Here is an 18018-nt window from a genome sequence, read left to right as displayed (position 1 = left end):
GCGCCCGGGAAGATAATTTGGATCTAAGGCATGGATGGTCTTTATAAGATGCTTGATGGAAGTATCTGGGCCTATTTTTATTGCAATTGGATTTGCAATTTTTTTCAAGTAGTCAATATGGGGCAGGCTGTTAATCGTGTGTTTACCAAGCCAAGGAAAATGGGTTGAACGGTTGTAATAGAACCCCGTTCGTTTATCCAACCGAGTTAGTGCTTGCTCGTAGTAAAGTAGAAAAGCGTCATGACTTGTATATATTTTTTGTTCTGGCCTTAGCTCCCGATTCCATTGATTAATTTCTCGATAAATAGAGGCTGCGCAATTATAGCTCAGAAGCATTCGCCAGGGATCGGGGGTACGATGTTTTTTATGAACTTGATTCACCATATCGCCAAAATAGGAACAAATCGTTTTATTTTGAGAAATTTCATAAGTGTTATTTGAGGGTTTAGCGTATTGACCTGCTATACGGCCTATCCGAATTACATTACATCCCGTTTTTCTTTGAAAAAATTTAGCCAACTGCTCAATAAAGTCTAATTTTTCATAGCTTGTATCTTGGTCGCAATCATAAAAATTTTCTGCGCAATCTCCTGATTGTATTAAAAAATACTCACCCACTGCTGCTCTTGCTATTAATTGGCGGAGCTTATTAATTTCTTTGATAGAAACCAATGGGGATTGGGACTCTAAGATATTTTGGATATGGGTTAGTTCATTAAGGGAGTGATAGATTGGAAGGTATTGCTTTCCTTGATTTTTAAATTGGTGGACTGATGCACTACCGCCTTCTTGGCCATCATTGTACATACCAAAAAAGATATCTATAACTTTATCCTTTTCTAAACTCATCATAATTCTCCACTACTTATTGATTATTTCACCGCCAATTACACTACCACCGATTTTTGAACCGCCGCTGACATAAACTGTTCCATGACCATCATCAAAAACGATATCGCCACCTACTTCTGAATTGTTGTCCAAATAAACTTCTTGGTGAGGGTTATCCAAATGATGAATATGTAAATTATTATTTGTTTTAGAATTAATAAAACGGGTTGAACTTGAGTAAATATCCAACGAACTTTCAAATTTGGCAGAGGATGCTTTTAAACTTCCTTTAATTTCCGCTACTGAGTTAACAGTACACTGCATTAGTGACACGCTTCCATTAACATTTAATGAAGAAAAACTTGCATCATCAGCCGTTAGCATTCCATTTATCACTGTTGGACCCTCAATTGTGGTGCCACTCACAGAAACCATTCCATTCCCCGTTAAGCTTTTTATGGTGCCCTTACCACAGGTAATGCTACCGGGTGTCTCTTTGCACACTTCAGCATTAGCCATTGATACAGCGCCCACCATCATTACTGCAGAAGCTACTTTTTTTAGACTCATTTTTTCTCCTTGTTTTTTTAAAACCATTTAATAAATCATCTAATTCAAAAATATGATTACAACATTTAGCATTAACAAATTTCTTCTGTGTCATATCTGACTCTAATGCAGCTTTTTCTTTGACTGCTTCTAATAAAGTTTGGTTAAAAGGGCCATCTATTCTCAAGGTGCCTGTGTCAATATAGCCATCAATAGATTTCATTTGTTTATGATAACGAACAACATTCTAGGCAACGATACACAAAGCCAGGTCAGCACTTCTTGTAACTTTGACACGATAATTTTCATTAAAGGACTTTAATGTATATTGGTAACTCTCTAAACAATTCCATGATTCCTTCAAGGATGACATTATCTCAATCACTCTGATAAAACTTCCCTCTAATGATTTAGCTATTAAACCGGACGATTTAACCCTAAAATGCGAACTGGGTATTGCAACAAGCTGAAAATTAACGATTAATCCTTGTTGTTTCATGCCAAATCCTGGAATGGTAAAATCTATTTTTTATTTTTTTGTATAAATCCTATTTGTTCATAAAACTCTCTCTAGGAACGCAGCTAAATACCAGCACCTAACATTTTTTAACTAATGACAAATTGCAACATTAAGATTTGCTTTAAGTGAGTAAAAAAATCAATGCATGTGATCAAAAAATACACTATAAAGTTGAAAAGGATTTGGATTATCTTGGCATCATAGTAATAAAAAGGAGTACCAGAATTATTAGCTGTTTTTAATAATTCATTTTTATTATGAATAGCATCCTCCATAATCATACTCCTGTTTTCTGAGCAATGACAATTACATCTGCAAGTCCCTAAATACCTTTTTAGAAAGGTGCGTTAATGCCAGCGAATTATAATTACACTTTTAAAGTTGTCAATGGTGTAATTGCACTTTTAAGAAATTTAATTTTGTATTTATTTTATTGGTGAATTTTCTAAGATATAATAAATTTATTTTTTATTAGGGGTAAAAATGCTAGCCTTTGCAAAACCTCAAATTGTTATGTTAGATGACGATTACACCTTACTTGATATCATGGAGTACTATTTCACAGAAAAATTCCAAAATACGGTACTCGTAAAAGCCTTTTTAAAAAGTAATGATTTTCTAGCATATATTGAAGAAAATTGTTATTTGCCCGAGCCTCCTTCGGTCATCTTAAATACATTTTATTCAAGTAAAATTAATCAAGATGCTATTGCAAACACACTGCAAGATTTAGCACAATTATCAGCAATTATAGTTTTAGATCAGGAGCTTCGAGGGGAAAAAAAAACAGGAACAGAATTAAGCACTACCTTAAGAGAATACTACCCGGCATCCTATATCAGTATGTTAACTAGCAATATCCCAAATAACAAAGCCATTGAGTTACATAACAATCACAATATCGATCTTTTTGTAGATAAAAGCGATGCTGATGCAATCCAAAATCTATATCAATATCTATCCAAGCATTTGGAGAAGATAAAAAAAGACTATTTACTTGATTCCATTGATTTATTTGAAAACGTGGGAAACCTAAATAATGAAGAGTATTTGCTTCTTAAAAAAGCATTGATGGAAAAAAATAATCCCCGATGTTTTTTAACTCTTAATGAAAATGGGGATATCGCCATGGCTCAAGAAAATCAGCAAATCTCCTATTGGCAATACTGTCCTGACACTACGCAATTTATCAGATATGAATAATAATGAAATTTCTAATACACTGATTTCGCTGTCTCCTGCTAAGCGGGTCAAGTATATTAGGCAAAAACTGTTGAATCAAAATCAGCAAACATTTTGTGAGGATGGGATTATTCGAGAAGGAACATTAAAGTCCATTGAAATTGAACGGATGAAAATTGCTCCTAAAATAGCAGAACGACTAACTCACAAATTAGGTCTCGAAGGAATTGTATGCGATGTTAATATTTTCTTAGAAGAAAATAATCCTTGTCACATTACTATAGATATGTCAAAAAAGGAGTTGACTGGAAAATCGAAAATCTGTTTAGAAGAAATGAGGCAAAAAATCACTCAGCTTACACCAATCAATATAGAGACCGATGAATATGCTCCCCTAATTCCCGCGCAGTCAACGCTACTTGGTCGAGAAGCTAATAAAGACAATCTATCCCAATTTAATAAAACATTATGTTTTATTAAAGGCAATAAATCTTCATTATATTATTTAACTTTTCTCAATGAGAATGAATTAGAAGCCGAAATAAATAATAAAAAACTAATCATTTCTGGAAATATTATCGATTTTTGCTCCATTTTTATCATAGAACTTATCTATTTAGGAAATCATCTTTAAACACAATAGTCCTATGTAGGCGCATTACTGGAAGGATTTACCTCTAAACGCATATAATGTAGACCGTCACTTATAATTTTTGCCCGCATGTATTTTTGATAAAATGCGAGAGACACTGTATTATCTGCCAATACGAACCCTTCGATTCTGCCACAACTATTCTTAATCGCAATTTCCTTTATTTTTTCCATCAATAAAGTAGCTCCTTTCATACGCCGATATGATTTCTTTACATATAAGTCATTGATATAAAGGTTTTTTGAAGGAAAATTGACAGTAAAATTTCTATTGTCCATTGTATAATTTACAAATCCTGCACGCTGCTCATTCATTATTAATATTAAAAAAAAAGCCAGAGGATTATCACAAAATATAGCTTTTCTAAAATCTTCTTTTGAATAACTAAAACGATGTAGAACACCTTGCTCCTTTAAATCTTCTTGGAGAGAAGAGTAAATAAAATCAAGATCTTCAACTGTAGCAGCACGTACAAATTTTTGCATGAGAAAAAACTCTTAAAAGGAAAATTATAACAAACTTGTTTTAATAACTAAATGAAGAGTAAATTCATTTTATGCTACACTCATTTCTTTTATGTTTCATCTGTTTTTCAATGCTTAAAAAGTTTCTCAAAAACAAGTATCTAAACTTCTCCTTAGTGTTTTTTTTAATCACATGGAGCAGCCTCTTAGGACTTGAGATAGAAAAGAAAATATCCTCTAACCAGGTAATGCTTCTCGTGGCAAAATTTGAATTTTTGGTTCACATTTTTTCAATGTTTTTTATTTTACCTATATATTTTAAATCTAAATCTCCAGATAGACGCATCTTAAAATGGTTAGTTTTAACCAATATTTTTTTATTCGCTAATGATTTGACCTATTACATATCTGTTCATCTTTCAAATAGATATATACTATCAGCATCACTTTTTACTTTCCTTTTGGGATATATACCTTATCTTATTTGGATCTTTTCGATTATTGTATTTTTACTATATATTCTTAAAAAACATATTCTTAGTTTATTTGATTTTTATAAAGCATTACCTATATTCATTTCAATCAATCTTTTAATAACGTTTTTATTTTTTTCTTCCATCAATAATTCATTTCAATTTTTTTCTTGGGAAAACATATCTCATGTAGTCAGCTTTCTAAGCGAATTCTTTATTTTCGATCTTGCTCTAGTGTGCTTTATTTACTCAGAAGAAAAAGGATTTTCCTGCCTATTGTTAGGATTACTCGCTTTAATATCAGGAGATTTTTTTGTTAATTATTCTTTTATATCTCAAACCTCTTCTCTTCTTCATTATGGAGAAATGCTATGGTTTCTAGGACTAGTGATTATGATGCACGGACTTGCCTTTCTTCGATACAATACGGCGGGTGATATTATTTCATGGTTAAGTCAAAATAACTCCATTAAAAATAATTTGGCATTTTGGTGTTTCATTACGTCAATAATAATCTTCTTATTTTTTTTTACAATTTGCTATTTAGTTTCTGATTTAAATATTCATTCTATCCTCTTGTTACCGTTAATTATAATGATGTATTCAGTGATTATTGTTGTTGTTTCAATACAAATAGGTAAGAAATATGAGTCACCCTTTAGAAAGCTCACCGATAATGTGCGTATATTAATGTCTGGCTACAGTAAACAGAAAATAGATGAAAGTTTTGTACTTCATGAATTTGTTTTTCTGCAAAAATTTATTACTGAAGCATTTGAAGTTAAGGAGCAAAAAGAAAGAGCACAGCAAGCATTAATTAATATCGCAGCACAGGTAGCTCATGATATTAGATCTCCTTTAGCAGCCATAAACACTGTTATGTCTAATCTAATGACCATTCCCGAGCGTCAACGTATTATGATTCGAAATGCAACTACGCGCATTAATGATATAGCGAATAATTTATTGTCACAATCCAAACTGGGCACATCTACACTTGAAACTCACAACTCAGTTAGCGAAGAAACAAATGAAGAGACCTACCCTGAGCTCATCTTTCTAATATTAGAAAATATAATTTCCGAAAAACGATTTGAATATTATAAATCAAGTATACAAATAAATTTAGATATTTCTTCTAAAGCTTACAATTGTTTTGCTAAAGTGGGACTTAGCAGTTTTAAACGAGTACTGTCTAATTTAATCAACAACAGTGTCGAGGCTGTACGCTCAAACGGTGTTGTCAACATTACCATGAATAATGATGGATTTTATATAAAAATAAGCATTGAAGATAATGGTTGTGGCATTCCCAATGAACTACTCCCACGAGTGATTGAGCCAGGATTCAGCCATAATAAAAAAAATGGAGTCGGCTATGGATTATCTTATGCAAAACAATACGTTGATAAAACTGGCGGAGCAATGGACATAAGATCAACAGAAGGAATAGGTACGATTATTACAATTTCTTTGCCACATTCCACATTCCCTGTTTGGTTTTGTGATTCAATTTCTATAAGCCTGAATCATACAATTATCATCTTAGATGATGATATTTCTATTCAAGACGCCTGGAAAACAAAGTTTAAAGAAATAAATCATTCCTCTCTGATGTATTACTCTAATTCATCTGATCTTATAAAAAATGGTTTTAATTCATATCATCCAGCGCTCTACTTAATAGATTTCGAACTTGTTGGCGAGAATAAAAATGGGCTAGATCTAATAGAAGAATTTCATTTAAATGACCATGCAATACTGGTAACAACTTGTTTTGAGGATAGTTACATTCGCTCTAGATGTATTAATAATAATATAAGAATACTGCCCAAAGCTTATGTACCTTATATCAACATCCAAACACTTTAGAAAAATAAAACGCTCCGTAATCCCCACATTTTTTCCGGCGTAGTAACCGCTAGCAGAAACAGAAAAGACACGGCACTTAAGCCTTAATGAAAATTGATTTGATTCTTCCTTAATCACAGCGTACTTTACTTGTATTCCTTCGCAAAATACGCGGCCGTCTTTTTAAGAGTGCATTCTCTTCAGCAAGTCTTGTATTTTACTCGCTTAGCAGGGTGTCCGACAAATCAGGGCAGGATCAAAAATCAACATGTTAATCAGGGAAAATAATGGATCGGACGCTTTTCTGCTACAAAATTACAATCGCTAAGATCAACTATGCCCAAGAAGAAATCATGTCTTAAATAAGGTGCAAGATTACTTACGCTTTGACATAGATTCTTCATTGATGGAAAAGTTACGGTTGATGTGATTCGGTTGGTTTATAGGACTCAATAAGCTCGATGAAATGGCTTAAATGGATATTATCTACTTTTTTATTAAGTTTGTTTAAGGCAGCTAAAAGGGCATTACAATTGTTCAAACTTTTTTTAATCTGATTTCGCTCTTCAGGTTTAAAGCTACAATCTGAAATTAAATCATCGTCATGATAGAGTTCTAATTTCGAATAAAAAGGAGCATCATTTTCAATGAATTTTAAAAAAGTAAGTCCATCAACAGATGTAATGCTTTTATCCAACGGTTTAAACACGATTCATTCCCATTTGAACTTCCTAATTAACTGTAACTATAGTTTATAGACTCAATAAAAAAAAGATATTTTATTTTATATTGAACTTATTGTCTATAATTAAATCAAATTACCTCCTAGTATTAGCCATATGCCTATTATTATCGCCGGTTCAGGACCTGTGGGTTTGTATACTGCCATTTCTTTGGCTAAAAGAGGATATCCAGTACAAGTGGTAGATAAGTATGTGGATAATTTCACAAGGCCTGGAGTTGTGGCAATTCAAGCCGGAGAAACCATTATCAGACAACTTAAAGAAATTAGAATTGATCTAGAAATTCCTTTAGCAAAATCTTTACCAGAAACTTATTATGTTAGCGATATACAGAAAGCTTTATATGCAAAAGCTGTGGAGTTAGGGGTGAAATTTACCCGGGCAAATTTTAAAGGCATACAAGACAATTGTATTGAGGTAGAAGGGAGTGAAGATCTCATCCGCTGTGATCTGTTGATTGATTGCACCGGCGAAAATAGAGGAGTTGTAAATTATATAAACTCACAACATACCTCTCCCCCTTTTACAATTTCCAAAATTGCAGAGAACCCTGTAAAAACTAATTTTATTGCCTTTATTACGATGAGCAATGAGGATGCTGAGTTACTCCGATCCTGCAAAGCAGCCAGTGATCCTGTCAATCAGGTTTTACAATTTGAATCCTTAAGAGCGCAAGGATGGACTAAAAATGATCTGCCTCATTGGGATATGAGGCGCTGGGAATACAGTGAAACAGAAAAACGTTTTTGCTGTTATTTTGAAATGCCCGATGAGCTAGCTCGTGCGCCTCTGCCACTGAAAAGAGAGTGGTTAGAGACAATGCTTAAATTAAAAACGGGTAAAAATATCGATTTTAGTATTGAAGAAGGATCATCCTTGAAATTTTCTTCCTTTAATGTGGATCCCCACAAAGTTGACAATCCAATTTTAGATGCAGGCACTTATCCTTTCCCTGTAGTTGCTTGTGGCGATTCACTGATGAGTGCCGAGTATCGCAAGGGAACAGGCATATTTAATGGTATTGTTTGCGCTAATGGCTTAGTGAACGCAACTAGAATTATAAGTGGCAAGTTTCAGATTGATAGCCATGTCTTTAAGGGCACAACGACTGATTACCTGCCTACAGGAAAATGTATAGATGATCATATCAAAGATGTAAAAAGTACTTATCAAGCCAGGAATAATAAATTTTCCGATATAAAAAGCCAAAAAGAGAAATTAGCTATTTTTTTTGAAGCTTATGCCTCCTCGCCTGAGGATGAAACTATAAAAAAAGGCTTACTTCATCAAATAGGTATATTTAAAAAATTAGCTGATGGTTTTTTGATCAACAAAAAGTATGCTCAGGCCTGTCTTAGTTATGAAGAGGTGCTTTCTGCTTGCAATTTACTTGAAAAAAATCCTAGTGTTGAAATCACTGAGCTAGCAAAACTTTATGATTTAAAAACAAGAATATACTCTAATCTTGAGAGAGCTTATAAAGGTAATGGCAACCTTCCTAAAGCAGGGGAATGCTTAGAAGAGAGTATTAAAAACTGTAAAGAGGCTATAGCTCGTATAGGTGATGTAGAAGAGAGGGACCTTCTCAAATTAAAACAAGAATTCTTAGATTTTCTAATAAAACTCGAAGTGCGTCTAGAGCCTTATTTGGTAAGCGACCAGAAAAAAGGCCAGTCAATTTAAGAACTATTGTAGCGGCGGATTCCCTTGAGATTAAGCATTTTGCTTACAATTTAAAGATACAAGTCTGGTTGCTTGCAGCTAGGCTTTGTCGCAAACATACTTTTTTCGGAGTTATTCTGGGCGAGTTTATGCCGCTAGCCCATCTACTTATCCTAAATGTTTCCCTTTTAATTTTTGCTTCCATTTTGGTTAATAAATATACAGTTATATTTAATAGTTGACTTAATTAACTATAATTATGCTGCCGCAGAAAAATTATTAGCTTCTCCACGTGGTCCTGTACAATGTAATCAGGTTTATGAGAGTACTCCTCAACCTAAAGTATTAGAAAGAGTTTTATCTTCTATGGATCGGGCATGCCATTATAGTGGAGGTTTACAAGTAATGCATGAGGTATTTTCGGATTATGTAATAATGACGTGTATAGGTGATAATCCTAGCTCTAAAATATTTTCTTGCTTGTTCCCAGGAACAGACCAAGAAATTTAACCCTAAATTCTTAAATAGTTGAATAATCAATTTTCTAAAAAGCTCATCTCCTTGAGCGTGCGCAACCAGAGTCAAGCCTTGCCCCCTTGGTTCGTTTAGACTACCCACAGGAAACTATATTACTTCAATAATGCTAAGCGATACTTACCTATTTCTTGAAACCCAAGTGATTGATAAGCCCGTATTGCTGAGGTGTTGTTGGTGAACAAGGTAGCTCTTTTGACTTCTTTTTTCATAGCCTCTTGTAAGCAAAGATATACCGCTATTTTGGCAAATCCCTTATTTCTTAAAGGGTAGGGAGTATAAACTGGGCCTATCTGAACAATGTCTGGTAATCGTGCGTTGAATCCACATAATGAAACAGGGACATTATCCACAAATAAGACCCAACGATTTTCATTAAGTTGCTTATCTTGAATTTCATTCAAGATAGATTCTTCTAATTCAAGATTGTTCTCATCAGTGCCAAGGGCTTCTATATCGTAGGCAATAAGCCACTCTTTAATAGTCTCTACTTCGCAATCCTGCGTCGTTTTAATAGAACAGTTATAGGCTGTAATAGCCTTAGGTCTAATCATTTTTTCAAGGTTAAGTAGGAATAATTTCTCTTGATAATTCACCGCAAATAGAGACGAGTCTAACTGTAACTTTTCGATGACAAAGCTGGCCTGAGAATCTTCACCTAATATTCCAGCAATTGGTCTGGTTCTGTTAAGTTCAAAATCGTCAACTAAGGCTGCTAATAATGAGCGATTTTCTGCTTGCATCATTATATTGCCGTGCCAATAGTGAACTAAAACTCCATTCAAAACGTCGTTTTCAAAAGAGCCATAATATTCACCATGAAAAGGCTTGTTCTGATAAATTATTCCTGACTGAGATAGATTGCTTCTAATAAACATTGTCATTTCTTGATAATTACTGAGATAGGTTGACAATCCATCGCGATGTAATTCATTGAGTTTTTTTATCATTATCATAGTTGGCTCATTCCGCTTCATCAGGTTGCCCCTACAATGAAATATCAAAAGGGAATTCTGATGGCGTTAAAACTAATACCGAAAATCTAAGACCCGCAAAGCTATTGAAACGTAATAACTACTTAGAACGCAACCAGGGAGTCAAGCCTTGCTTTTCGCCTAATAATTTCAATAGCAAAAAGCAAGGCTTGACTCCCTGGTTCTTGTTTTCTAATTGTTCAAATAAACTGTATTATAAAGCAATTGTTTGCCACCAACATTTTCATTACCACAAAATAATTATTTGCTGTAAATAACTATAGAAAGAGGAATTAAATATGCATGAAATAATCTGCCCCCACTGCAAAAAGGCATTCAAAGTTGACGAAGCTGGGTATGCAGATATTTTGAAGCAGGTTCGCGATAAAGAATTTGACCAGCAATTGCATGAGCGACTCGAATTGGCTGAGAAGGAGAAACTGAATGCAGTGGAACTTGCCAAGAGCAACATCAGAAATGACATGCAGAAGCTTGCTTCAGACAAGGATGCCGAGATAAAAGCATTGAAAGCAAAATTAGATGCAGGTGAGGTGACGCAGAAACTAGCCGTGACTGAAGCACTGAAAGCTATTGAGAAAGAGCGTGATAACCTTGTTAACGAATTAGAAAAGACGAAACTAGATAAAGAAGCTGCTCTGAAACTAGCAGAGGAAAAGCTTGGTGCTAACGAATCTGCTAAGAAACTTGCTATTGCAGAGGCACTTAGCAAAGTTGAGAAAGAGCGTGATAACCTTGCTAACGAACTGGAAAAGACGAAACTAGATAAAGAAGCTGCTCTGAAACTAGCAGAGGAAAAGCTTAGTGCTACCGAATCTGCGAAGAAACTTGCTGTTGTCGAGGCACTTAGCAAAGTTGAGAAAGAGCGGGATGAACTGAGAAACAACCTTAAACAAGCAGAACTAGAAAAGCAACTTTCTGAAAAATCTCTCAAAGACAAGTATGAAACACAGCTCAAAGATCGTGACGATGCTATCGAACGATTACGAGACATGAAAGCTCGTCTTTCGACTAAGATGGTTGGAGAAACCCTTGAGCAGCATTGTGAGATAGAGTTCAATCGGATTCGTGCAACTGCATTTCCACATGCATATTTTGAAAAAGATAATGATGCGAGCTTTGGTAGCAAAGGTGACTTTATTTTTCGTGACTTAGACCATTCTGGTACCGAGATAGTTTCAATCATGTTTGAAATGAAGAACGAAATAGATACTACTGCAACTAAGAAAAAGAATGAGGATTTCTTAAAGGAGTTAGACAAAGATCGTATTGAAAAAGGTTGTGAGTATGCTGTGCTTGTTTCATTACTTGAACCTGACAATGCATTCTATAACTCTGGGATTGTTGATATGTTTCACCGATACCCGAAGATGTATGTCGTTAGGCCACAGTTCTTTCTTACTATAATTACACTTTTGCGCAACGCTTCGATGAAGTCCTTAGAATATAAGACAGAACTTGCGCTTGTTAAATCACAAAATATTGATATAACAAACTTCGAAAAAGACCTTGAGCAATTCAAGTCCGCATTTGGGAAAAACTATGAGCTTGCTTCTAAGAAATTTCAAACTGCAATTGATGAGATTGATAAATCAATTGATCATCTACAGAAGACTAAAGATGCGCTGCTTGGGACTGATCGAAATCTTCGCCTTGCAAACGACAAGGCACAGGACGTAACGATCAAGAAACTGACAAGTAAAAATCCTACGATGAAGGCTAAATTTGAGGAGCTTGATAAAAAGGAATTCTTCTGATTCTGAGTGAGTGGCAGTTCTAAGCTTCTATGGCTCATCTTTTCAATAGGTTGTGTCAGATTAAGTCAAAACTAATTCAATTAATTTTAAAGCTATATAGTTTCAGATAAATGTCTCATGTTAAGAAAACTTCAAAAAGTTAACATGACTTACCTTTCATGTTAAAGAAATCGGATTTTCGAGGCAAGATCAGTTTTCGTTTCAATCCTTAATTAAGTAGTTAATCTTATATCGGAGAATTGTATCTTTTTATAATGTCGAATAATGCGAGCCGCAGATTTTAATTCTGACTCGATTGAAAAAGGGCCCGTGAATGCACCATTTAGATTAGTGACTAATAGTTGAAAAGAATTTTTGCTTTGCCCTTCTTTTAAATAGCGAACAAGAATCTCTCCATTTGGTAACTCGACTAAGCAAGGTTGGTTTATAGCTCCAGCTATATCATTCCCATTCACTTTAATTCCTGCAACATAATCTCCAGGTACAAAGTGAGGGGCAAGTGCGTCGTCTTGAATTTGCGTGTATATAGCATCAGGATGGAGGCTTTGAAAAAACAAAATCTCTTTAAGTATTAATGTTTGATTATCTAAGTTATCAAGATTAGTACAGCTTGGAAGGAGATATGGTTCTAGCCCTTTTCCATATAAAAGCCATTCTACAGAGCAGATTACATGTTCTTTGGCTACTCGTTTAATAACTTTTCCAGCGCCATCAACCGGTAAGCCACCAAAACGAGCTAACTCCCAGCCCTTATACGTATTGAAGTTAATTTCAGTTGAATCACAGATCTCTTTTCTGTTCAAGTTTGCAAGGTTACGAATCTTGCGTAATCTTTCTGCCCTAGCTTCAGCCGAAGCATGTTCATCTATAACAATAACTTTTTTGGTGTATTTTTTTTCGGCCATAGATTTCAGGAAAGGTGAGCAAATAAAAAGATATTGCATAGAGCATTTTACAGCAATCAAAAAAAAATTACTACGTTTCGAGTTAATAAAGTTTGACTGGATTAAAAAAACAGGTATTATTGTGGCTTATTCAATTATTTAACTCGATTCGTATTAAATTTAAAAGTGTTATTGAAATAATTAACCTTTCAATGGAGTAAAAAGGAAGAATGATAAACCTCGATTTTTTAATACCAGCATTTGATATCAATCGCCAAGGCTTGGTTTTTTATTTAATGTTAGATGCACAACCAACTTCGCACTTTAGAGTTAATTCGTCTGGTTCAATAGCAAAATCATTAGAAAGAAATTTTGTCAGAGTTATAAAAATAATGTCTTCATTAAAGAGAGATTGGAGTTGCTTGGAGACTTATGAGTATAACTTAAGATCATTGAAAGAAAATTATAATGTTCAAGATGCCAGAAGTGCCGATCTTTCCTTATCTATCGCGGCATTAAATATAGTAAGAAATCATAATCAACAAAGTACGATTGATAGTTTCATTGGGACTGGGAGCTTGAGAGTGGATGGTTCTTTTAATGAAACTTTTTTGGAAGAAGTAAAAGAACTAGCAGTTTTTCAAGAAAATCCCTTTCAAAGAAATTTTATTACTGCGAAACGGTGTAATCATCTTTTTGATTTAGAAGATTTATTAAATGGTCGTTAAATAAAAGGAGTAAGATAGTGAAATTAAAAACAATTACCTCTGCACTGATGTTTGCAGGTGTTATTTCAACAGTTAACGCTGAAGTATGTAAGATTTCTCCTGGGAGTGTCACATGCGGTAAGGGAACTGTAAGTGAATTAACTGGAAACGGGATGGTCTCTGTAAATGGAACGACAATTAATGGGCCAACCACTGTTAATGGAATGTTGACCGCTGATGATGCCTATTTTTCTACATTGGATGTTAATGGTAGCGTTTCCTTGATGCAATGTACTGTTAATGAATTAGCAGAAATTAAAGGGAATCTAAAAGCTGCCTCTACTAAATTCGAAAATTCACTGGATATTCATTCCAGCTCTACCCGATTGATTAATTCAAAAATTGCTGGCCATCTGAATGTTCTCCATACGGACAATCAATCACAAGAAGTTTATCTTGATAATAATTCTGAAGTCAGTGGCAATATTAGTTTTAACGATGGTCGTGGAAAGGTTTATGTCCGAGGCGGCTCTAAGCTCGGAGGTAAAGTAATTGGCGGTGAAATAATTAATAACTAATGGAATATAAAAATGAATGAATTAATAGATAAGGCTCAAGATATATTTTTTGGAATTTATAGTGACGGTAAGGAAGGAGGAAGTGATGGCAAAGAAGGAGGAAAGGATGGTAAAGAAAAAGGTTTCACTCTAAATGGCGATTACCAAAGAAATGAAATTGATTATCGATTTTAAAAATGAATAACAAGAAGTTACTGATCGCCTCATCCTCTAGGTCTGAGGCAATTACAAAATGGATTCTGAATACGCAGTCAACTAGTCCCACGATTGATGTTGTATTTATTGGCGATTTACTAAATAAATATGACATTCAAGATCGTTTGAGTGATAAAGAAGTATGCATACAATGGTATAAAAAAGACAAGATTAAATATTCCAATCACAGCCACCATCTTTTAAATAGAATCATATACATAGAAAGAGAATTATTTGGCTCTTTTAAAGCGCAAGATCAGGACTATGCAAGAAGAGAGTTTGAGGCTTATTTAGGCTTTGCGTTAAATAGCTTTGTTAAAGTGCAAAATATTGCAGTCAATGGTGTTTGCGAACAGATCTATTCCTTACCTCAACAATGGAATCTAATTAAAGAGAAGCTTAATTTACCAATACCCAATTATTATTGGGGAGCTAAAAGCTATTTTCCCTTTGGTAAAAATATTAATGTTGTTCATTCAACGATCTTTAATTTTTTAAATTGGTCTGCAAGTACTAACTCTAATAATTTAACAGGATTTTGTTTTGAGAAACCAATCGGAGAACCAATATTTATATTGTCCGTTGGTTCAAGTCGATTAATTACGGCTAATTTAATTTTGACTGATACGCAATTAGATATTTTAGAGAAAGCTCTATATCAAATTAAACGCGTATTTAATTACTTTATTTTTGAGTTATTAGTTTTTGTTAACAAGAATGAGCTTAGCTTTGGTTGCGTCAATATAGAGATAATTCGTTCTCAATCGAATCCCTTATTTTCAGATTTCCTTCATCATAATTTATTACAGGAGTACTATAATTGTTTGAATTGGAATCATTTATAGGGGGAAATTATAGGCCAGAAATAATAGGCGGCCGTCTTGATGAAAATCATCAAACCAAATTTATTTTGGATTATTCTGCTATCGAAAAATTAGATGAAGTTAAAGTTAATGCCATTGCGTTTGGCCCCAAAAAAGACAAAGTTTTGTTTAATTTAGAATATGCAATTGATTACTTAGATAATATCTTAATTTTATATTATGAAGATATCCATAAAAGATGGAGCTATATTCGAACGAATACAGAATGCTGTTTTTTATATAAAAAAAATGCGCTAGAACAATATAAAATAAAACCCAAATGCTTATACATTAGGGGATGCCAAATCGATCCTGATGATAAATTCTGGCTATCACTCGGCGAATTTTATAACTTTGTCGACACCTGGGATGGAAAAGCTGTATGTAGTCCTAAATCCCAAAATAATAATGAGTCAAAACTGTATCAATTAAATAGTTCATTGAAAAAAGCTTCTAAAAATAAAGCGAATATTTCAATTGGTAACAGTTATGTCATTAAAGGACGAAAGCCCTTTGAGCTTCTTCCAAATCATAATTCTTACATTGTGAAATCGTTATCTGGCATTCGATCAATTGTTGTCGATGAAACTGAATATAAAAATTGGAACCAATTCAATCTAAATAATCTCCCTATTTTATTTCAAGAAAAAATCCAAGGAAACGATCTGAGAATTCATGTAGCCAATGGAAATCTTCATGGAAAATTATCTTCTGAAAAAGAAAAGGTTGATTATCGCTATGATAATAAGTTTTTTTCATTACAAGACGTTTATGAATTTTCAGAGGAACTACGAAAATTCTGTATCGAAGTAACAAGTTATGAAGACAATCCTTTAATAGGTATAGATTTCATAAAAATAGAGGATAAGTATGTTGTTCTAGAAGCAAATCCTTCGCCTGGTTGGTCAGCTTATCATGAGCATAAAGGAGTTAAAAAAGAGTCCTTTATCAGTGATTTACTAGCAGAATTAAAAAATGTTTAAACTTTATAATATCAATAAAATAAAACTAATGTCGGCATTTTTAAGCTTCACTAAATACACTGCTTGGTGTGGATTTTTCATCTTCCAAGGAAGGGCAATTCAACAAGCAATTAATAAAAACACTCTATTTGAACAATTACTATTAACTTTGGTTTGGTTTGTTCTCACTAAACTTATAGTAATGTTTTCCGATTTAACGAATAAATTTCTAGCTTGTTATTACGAGAATAAAGAGATTGCAGAGCAATGGAAACTTCAGTTCCCTAAAAAAATTTATCACGATAACGAACAAAAACATAATCTTATTTATTTATTTTACTTTGATCATTTACCCAATTTATATAATTTGGAATGCGCCATTATAAATAATCAGTGCACGATAATGATCGTCTTAGTGATGGTAGTTTCACTATTAATTTATACCCAGTTTTTCTATGGTATATTCGCTTTAATTGCATTGTTTTACCTTAATTATTTAAGTAAGAATATTTTCCTAAAAAGGTTGGATTATCATCAAGATAGAATTCACGATAATAAGAGATCTATACTCACTTGGATAAATGAATATTTTAAGTCTTACCGTGAAATATCTTTTAATTGGGTAGAGCAGATTCATCTCTGGAGAAAATCCGCATATTACCCACTATATGAATCTAAAAATAATTTCATATTAGCCCAGCTGCTCAGAGATATTATGGCTCAAATAATGGTCGAACTCCCCTTCATCATAAATACTTTACTAGTAATTGTAGCTGTTTATTTTAATCATTTATCGATAACAAACATGTTTGTGTGGGTTGGTTTTTCACAATTAATAATAAACGCATCGAATGCCTTTCTTGAAAATAATGCAAATCAGTGTAAAAAGAGAATCTTAATCAAAGCAATTAACGAAATAGCGAGTTCTTTTAAAATCAAAGATAAGAATATAGTTTTAAATAAAAGTCACCTCAATGAAGACCTTATCCAAGTTAAACTTCAAGATAATACGATCAATGAGCTGAGTATTAAACCAGGCATTTATCATATAAAAGGAAGCAACGGATCAGGAAAAACTACGTTGTTGAATTCAATCCTTGGCTATGAGCGTGAAGTGCAAGTTCATAATCAAAGTGATTTAAAGCAAATGCTCGCTAATATCCCAAAAACTAAAATCCGCGTCGTGGAACGAGATCCAGTCATTTTCAAATCATTAAAAACCTTTAACGAACAAATTTTAGGCCCAATAAACCCAAATTACAGTGATTGGCAAATTGCCCTAGATGAAAAAATGCGAGGTAGATTATCAACTCATTTAATTAACGCTTTTTTAGCACTTTTTTTAAAAATTGAAGAAAAATTTTATGAAAGAAGAAATGGACAATTTTCTTCTGGAGAAAAGATTCTTATCTCACTGCTAAGGTCATTAAGCTCTTGGGATAGGACGGTATCTATTTTAGTGATTGATGAATGTACCGCTTTCTTAGATACCCAAATCAAGGATTTATTTTTACGGTGTTTATCAGAATTATCGGCAATTACTGCGGTGTATTTAAGTACCCACGAAGAGGTAAATCTAGCTAAGCCAGTAAAGGTAAATTTAGAAATTATTAGATAAA

The 18018-nt window shown here is 33.6% G+C and carries 19 protein-coding genes; 11 read left to right on the top strand and 8 right to left on the bottom strand.

What is annotated here, in order from left to right; genetic code table 11:
* The 4 genes from Lnau_RS11790 to Lnau_RS11775 all read right to left on the bottom strand — a co-directional run.
* The coding region (locus Lnau_RS11790; protein WP_238585973.1) for a 3-deoxy-7-phosphoheptulonate synthase at positions 1–852 on the bottom strand (852 nt) is incomplete at its 3' end.
* Between the two features lie 9 nt (positions 853–861).
* A complete protein-coding gene (locus Lnau_RS11785) occupies positions 862–1401 on the bottom strand; it encodes a hypothetical protein (protein ID WP_058505351.1) in 540 nt (179 codons plus the stop codon).
* On the bottom strand, positions 1343–1603 hold the full coding sequence (locus tag Lnau_RS11780; RefSeq protein ID WP_058505350.1) for a hypothetical protein: 261 nt from the start codon (positions 1601–1603) through the stop codon (positions 1343–1345). The genes Lnau_RS11785 and Lnau_RS11780 overlap by 59 nt, the downstream gene beginning before the upstream one ends.
* A gap of 24 nt (positions 1604–1627) precedes the next feature.
* Positions 1628–1879 carry a hypothetical protein gene (locus tag Lnau_RS11775; RefSeq protein ID WP_058505349.1) on the bottom strand — a complete coding sequence of 84 codons (252 nt, stop codon included), beginning with the start codon at positions 1877–1879 and terminating at the stop codon, positions 1628–1630.
* A gap of 504 nt (positions 1880–2383) precedes the next feature.
* Here Lnau_RS11775 and Lnau_RS11765 point away from each other — a divergent pair.
* Complete coding sequence (locus Lnau_RS11765; RefSeq protein ID WP_058505347.1) at positions 2384–3103, top strand: hypothetical protein; 720 nt, start codon at positions 2384–2386, stop codon at positions 3101–3103.
* Complete coding sequence (locus Lnau_RS11760) at positions 3096–3716, top strand: hypothetical protein (RefSeq protein WP_058505346.1); 621 nt, start codon at positions 3096–3098, stop codon at positions 3714–3716. The genes Lnau_RS11765 and Lnau_RS11760 overlap by 8 nt, the downstream gene beginning before the upstream one ends.
* 11 nt (positions 3717–3727) lie before the next feature.
* On the opposite strand, the gene Lnau_RS11755 is transcribed toward Lnau_RS11760, so the two are convergent.
* The gene (locus Lnau_RS11755) at positions 3728–4219 is read right to left on the bottom strand and encodes a GNAT family N-acetyltransferase (protein ID WP_058505345.1); all 492 of its coding nucleotides are present in this window, start codon (positions 4217–4219) and stop codon (positions 3728–3730) included.
* Between the two features lie 236 nt (positions 4220–4455).
* Here Lnau_RS11755 and Lnau_RS11750 point away from each other — a divergent pair, with 236 nt between their 5' ends.
* On the top strand, positions 4456–6543 hold the full coding sequence (locus Lnau_RS11750; RefSeq protein ID WP_162263199.1) for a sensor histidine kinase: 2088 nt from the start codon (positions 4456–4458) through the stop codon (positions 6541–6543).
* Positions 6544–6937: 394 nt separating this feature from the next.
* Here the strand turns inward: Lnau_RS11750 and Lnau_RS11745 are convergent, their stop codons facing one another.
* The gene (locus tag Lnau_RS11745; RefSeq protein WP_058505343.1) at positions 6938–7231 is read right to left on the bottom strand and encodes a hypothetical protein; all 294 of its coding nucleotides are present in this window, start codon (positions 7229–7231) and stop codon (positions 6938–6940) included.
* A 130-nt stretch (positions 7232–7361) separates the two neighbouring features.
* On the opposite strand from Lnau_RS11745, the gene Lnau_RS11740 reads away from it, so the two are divergent.
* Positions 7362–8948, top strand: coding sequence for an FAD-dependent oxidoreductase (locus tag Lnau_RS11740; protein ID WP_058505342.1), 1587 nt, complete (start codon positions 7362–7364; stop codon positions 8946–8948).
* Between the two features lie 608 nt (positions 8949–9556).
* Here Lnau_RS11740 and Lnau_RS11735 read toward each other — a convergent pair.
* Entirely contained in the window at positions 9557–10438 is an 882-nt protein-coding gene (locus tag Lnau_RS11735) for a GNAT family N-acetyltransferase (protein WP_238585972.1), read from the bottom strand.
* A gap of 296 nt (positions 10439–10734) precedes the next feature.
* Between Lnau_RS11735 and Lnau_RS11730 the strand changes: the two genes are divergently transcribed.
* On the top strand, positions 10735–12210 hold the full coding sequence (locus Lnau_RS11730; RefSeq protein ID WP_058505340.1) for a DUF2130 domain-containing protein: 1476 nt from the start codon (positions 10735–10737) through the stop codon (positions 12208–12210).
* Between the two features lie 212 nt (positions 12211–12422).
* Here the strand turns inward: Lnau_RS11730 and Lnau_RS11725 are convergent, their stop codons facing one another.
* On the bottom strand, positions 12423–13115 hold the full coding sequence (locus Lnau_RS11725) for a hypothetical protein (protein WP_058505339.1): 693 nt from the start codon (positions 13113–13115) through the stop codon (positions 12423–12425).
* A 209-nt stretch (positions 13116–13324) separates the two neighbouring features.
* Between Lnau_RS11725 and Lnau_RS11720 the strand changes: the two genes are divergently transcribed.
* Genes Lnau_RS11720 through Lnau_RS11700 form a run of 6 tightly spaced genes read left to right on the top strand, consistent with a single transcriptional unit; the run spans position 13325 to position 18017 of the window.
* Positions 13325–13822, top strand: coding sequence for a hypothetical protein (locus Lnau_RS11720; RefSeq protein ID WP_058505338.1), 498 nt, complete (start codon positions 13325–13327; stop codon positions 13820–13822).
* 17 nt (positions 13823–13839) lie between these two features.
* The gene (locus Lnau_RS11715) at positions 13840–14379 is read left to right on the top strand and encodes a hypothetical protein (RefSeq protein WP_058505337.1); all 540 of its coding nucleotides are present in this window, start codon (positions 13840–13842) and stop codon (positions 14377–14379) included.
* Between the two features lie 12 nt (positions 14380–14391).
* Entirely contained in the window at positions 14392–14553 is a 162-nt protein-coding gene (locus Lnau_RS16610) for a hypothetical protein (protein WP_165482922.1), read from the top strand.
* A 2-nt stretch (positions 14554–14555) separates the two neighbouring features.
* Complete coding sequence (locus tag Lnau_RS11710) at positions 14556–15419, top strand: hypothetical protein (protein ID WP_058505336.1); 864 nt, start codon at positions 14556–14558, stop codon at positions 15417–15419.
* On the top strand, positions 15395–16420 hold the full coding sequence (locus Lnau_RS11705) for an ATP-grasp domain-containing protein (RefSeq protein WP_058505335.1): 1026 nt from the start codon (positions 15395–15397) through the stop codon (positions 16418–16420). The genes Lnau_RS11710 and Lnau_RS11705 overlap by 25 nt, the downstream gene beginning before the upstream one ends.
* On the top strand, positions 16413–18017 hold the full coding sequence (locus tag Lnau_RS11700) for an ATP-binding cassette domain-containing protein (protein ID WP_058505334.1): 1605 nt from the start codon (positions 16413–16415) through the stop codon (positions 18015–18017). Before Lnau_RS11705 ends, Lnau_RS11700 begins: the two co-directional genes overlap by 8 nt.
* Position 18018 lies beyond the last annotated feature (1 nt).

The sequence above is a fragment of the Legionella nautarum genome, from assembly GCF_001467895.1.
In the GTDB taxonomy this organism is placed as follows: Bacteria; Pseudomonadota; Gammaproteobacteria; order Legionellales; family Legionellaceae; genus Tatlockia; species Tatlockia nautarum.
Note: the sequence above shows the minus strand (reverse complement) of the source record. Positions and strands in the feature narration are given on the sequence as shown.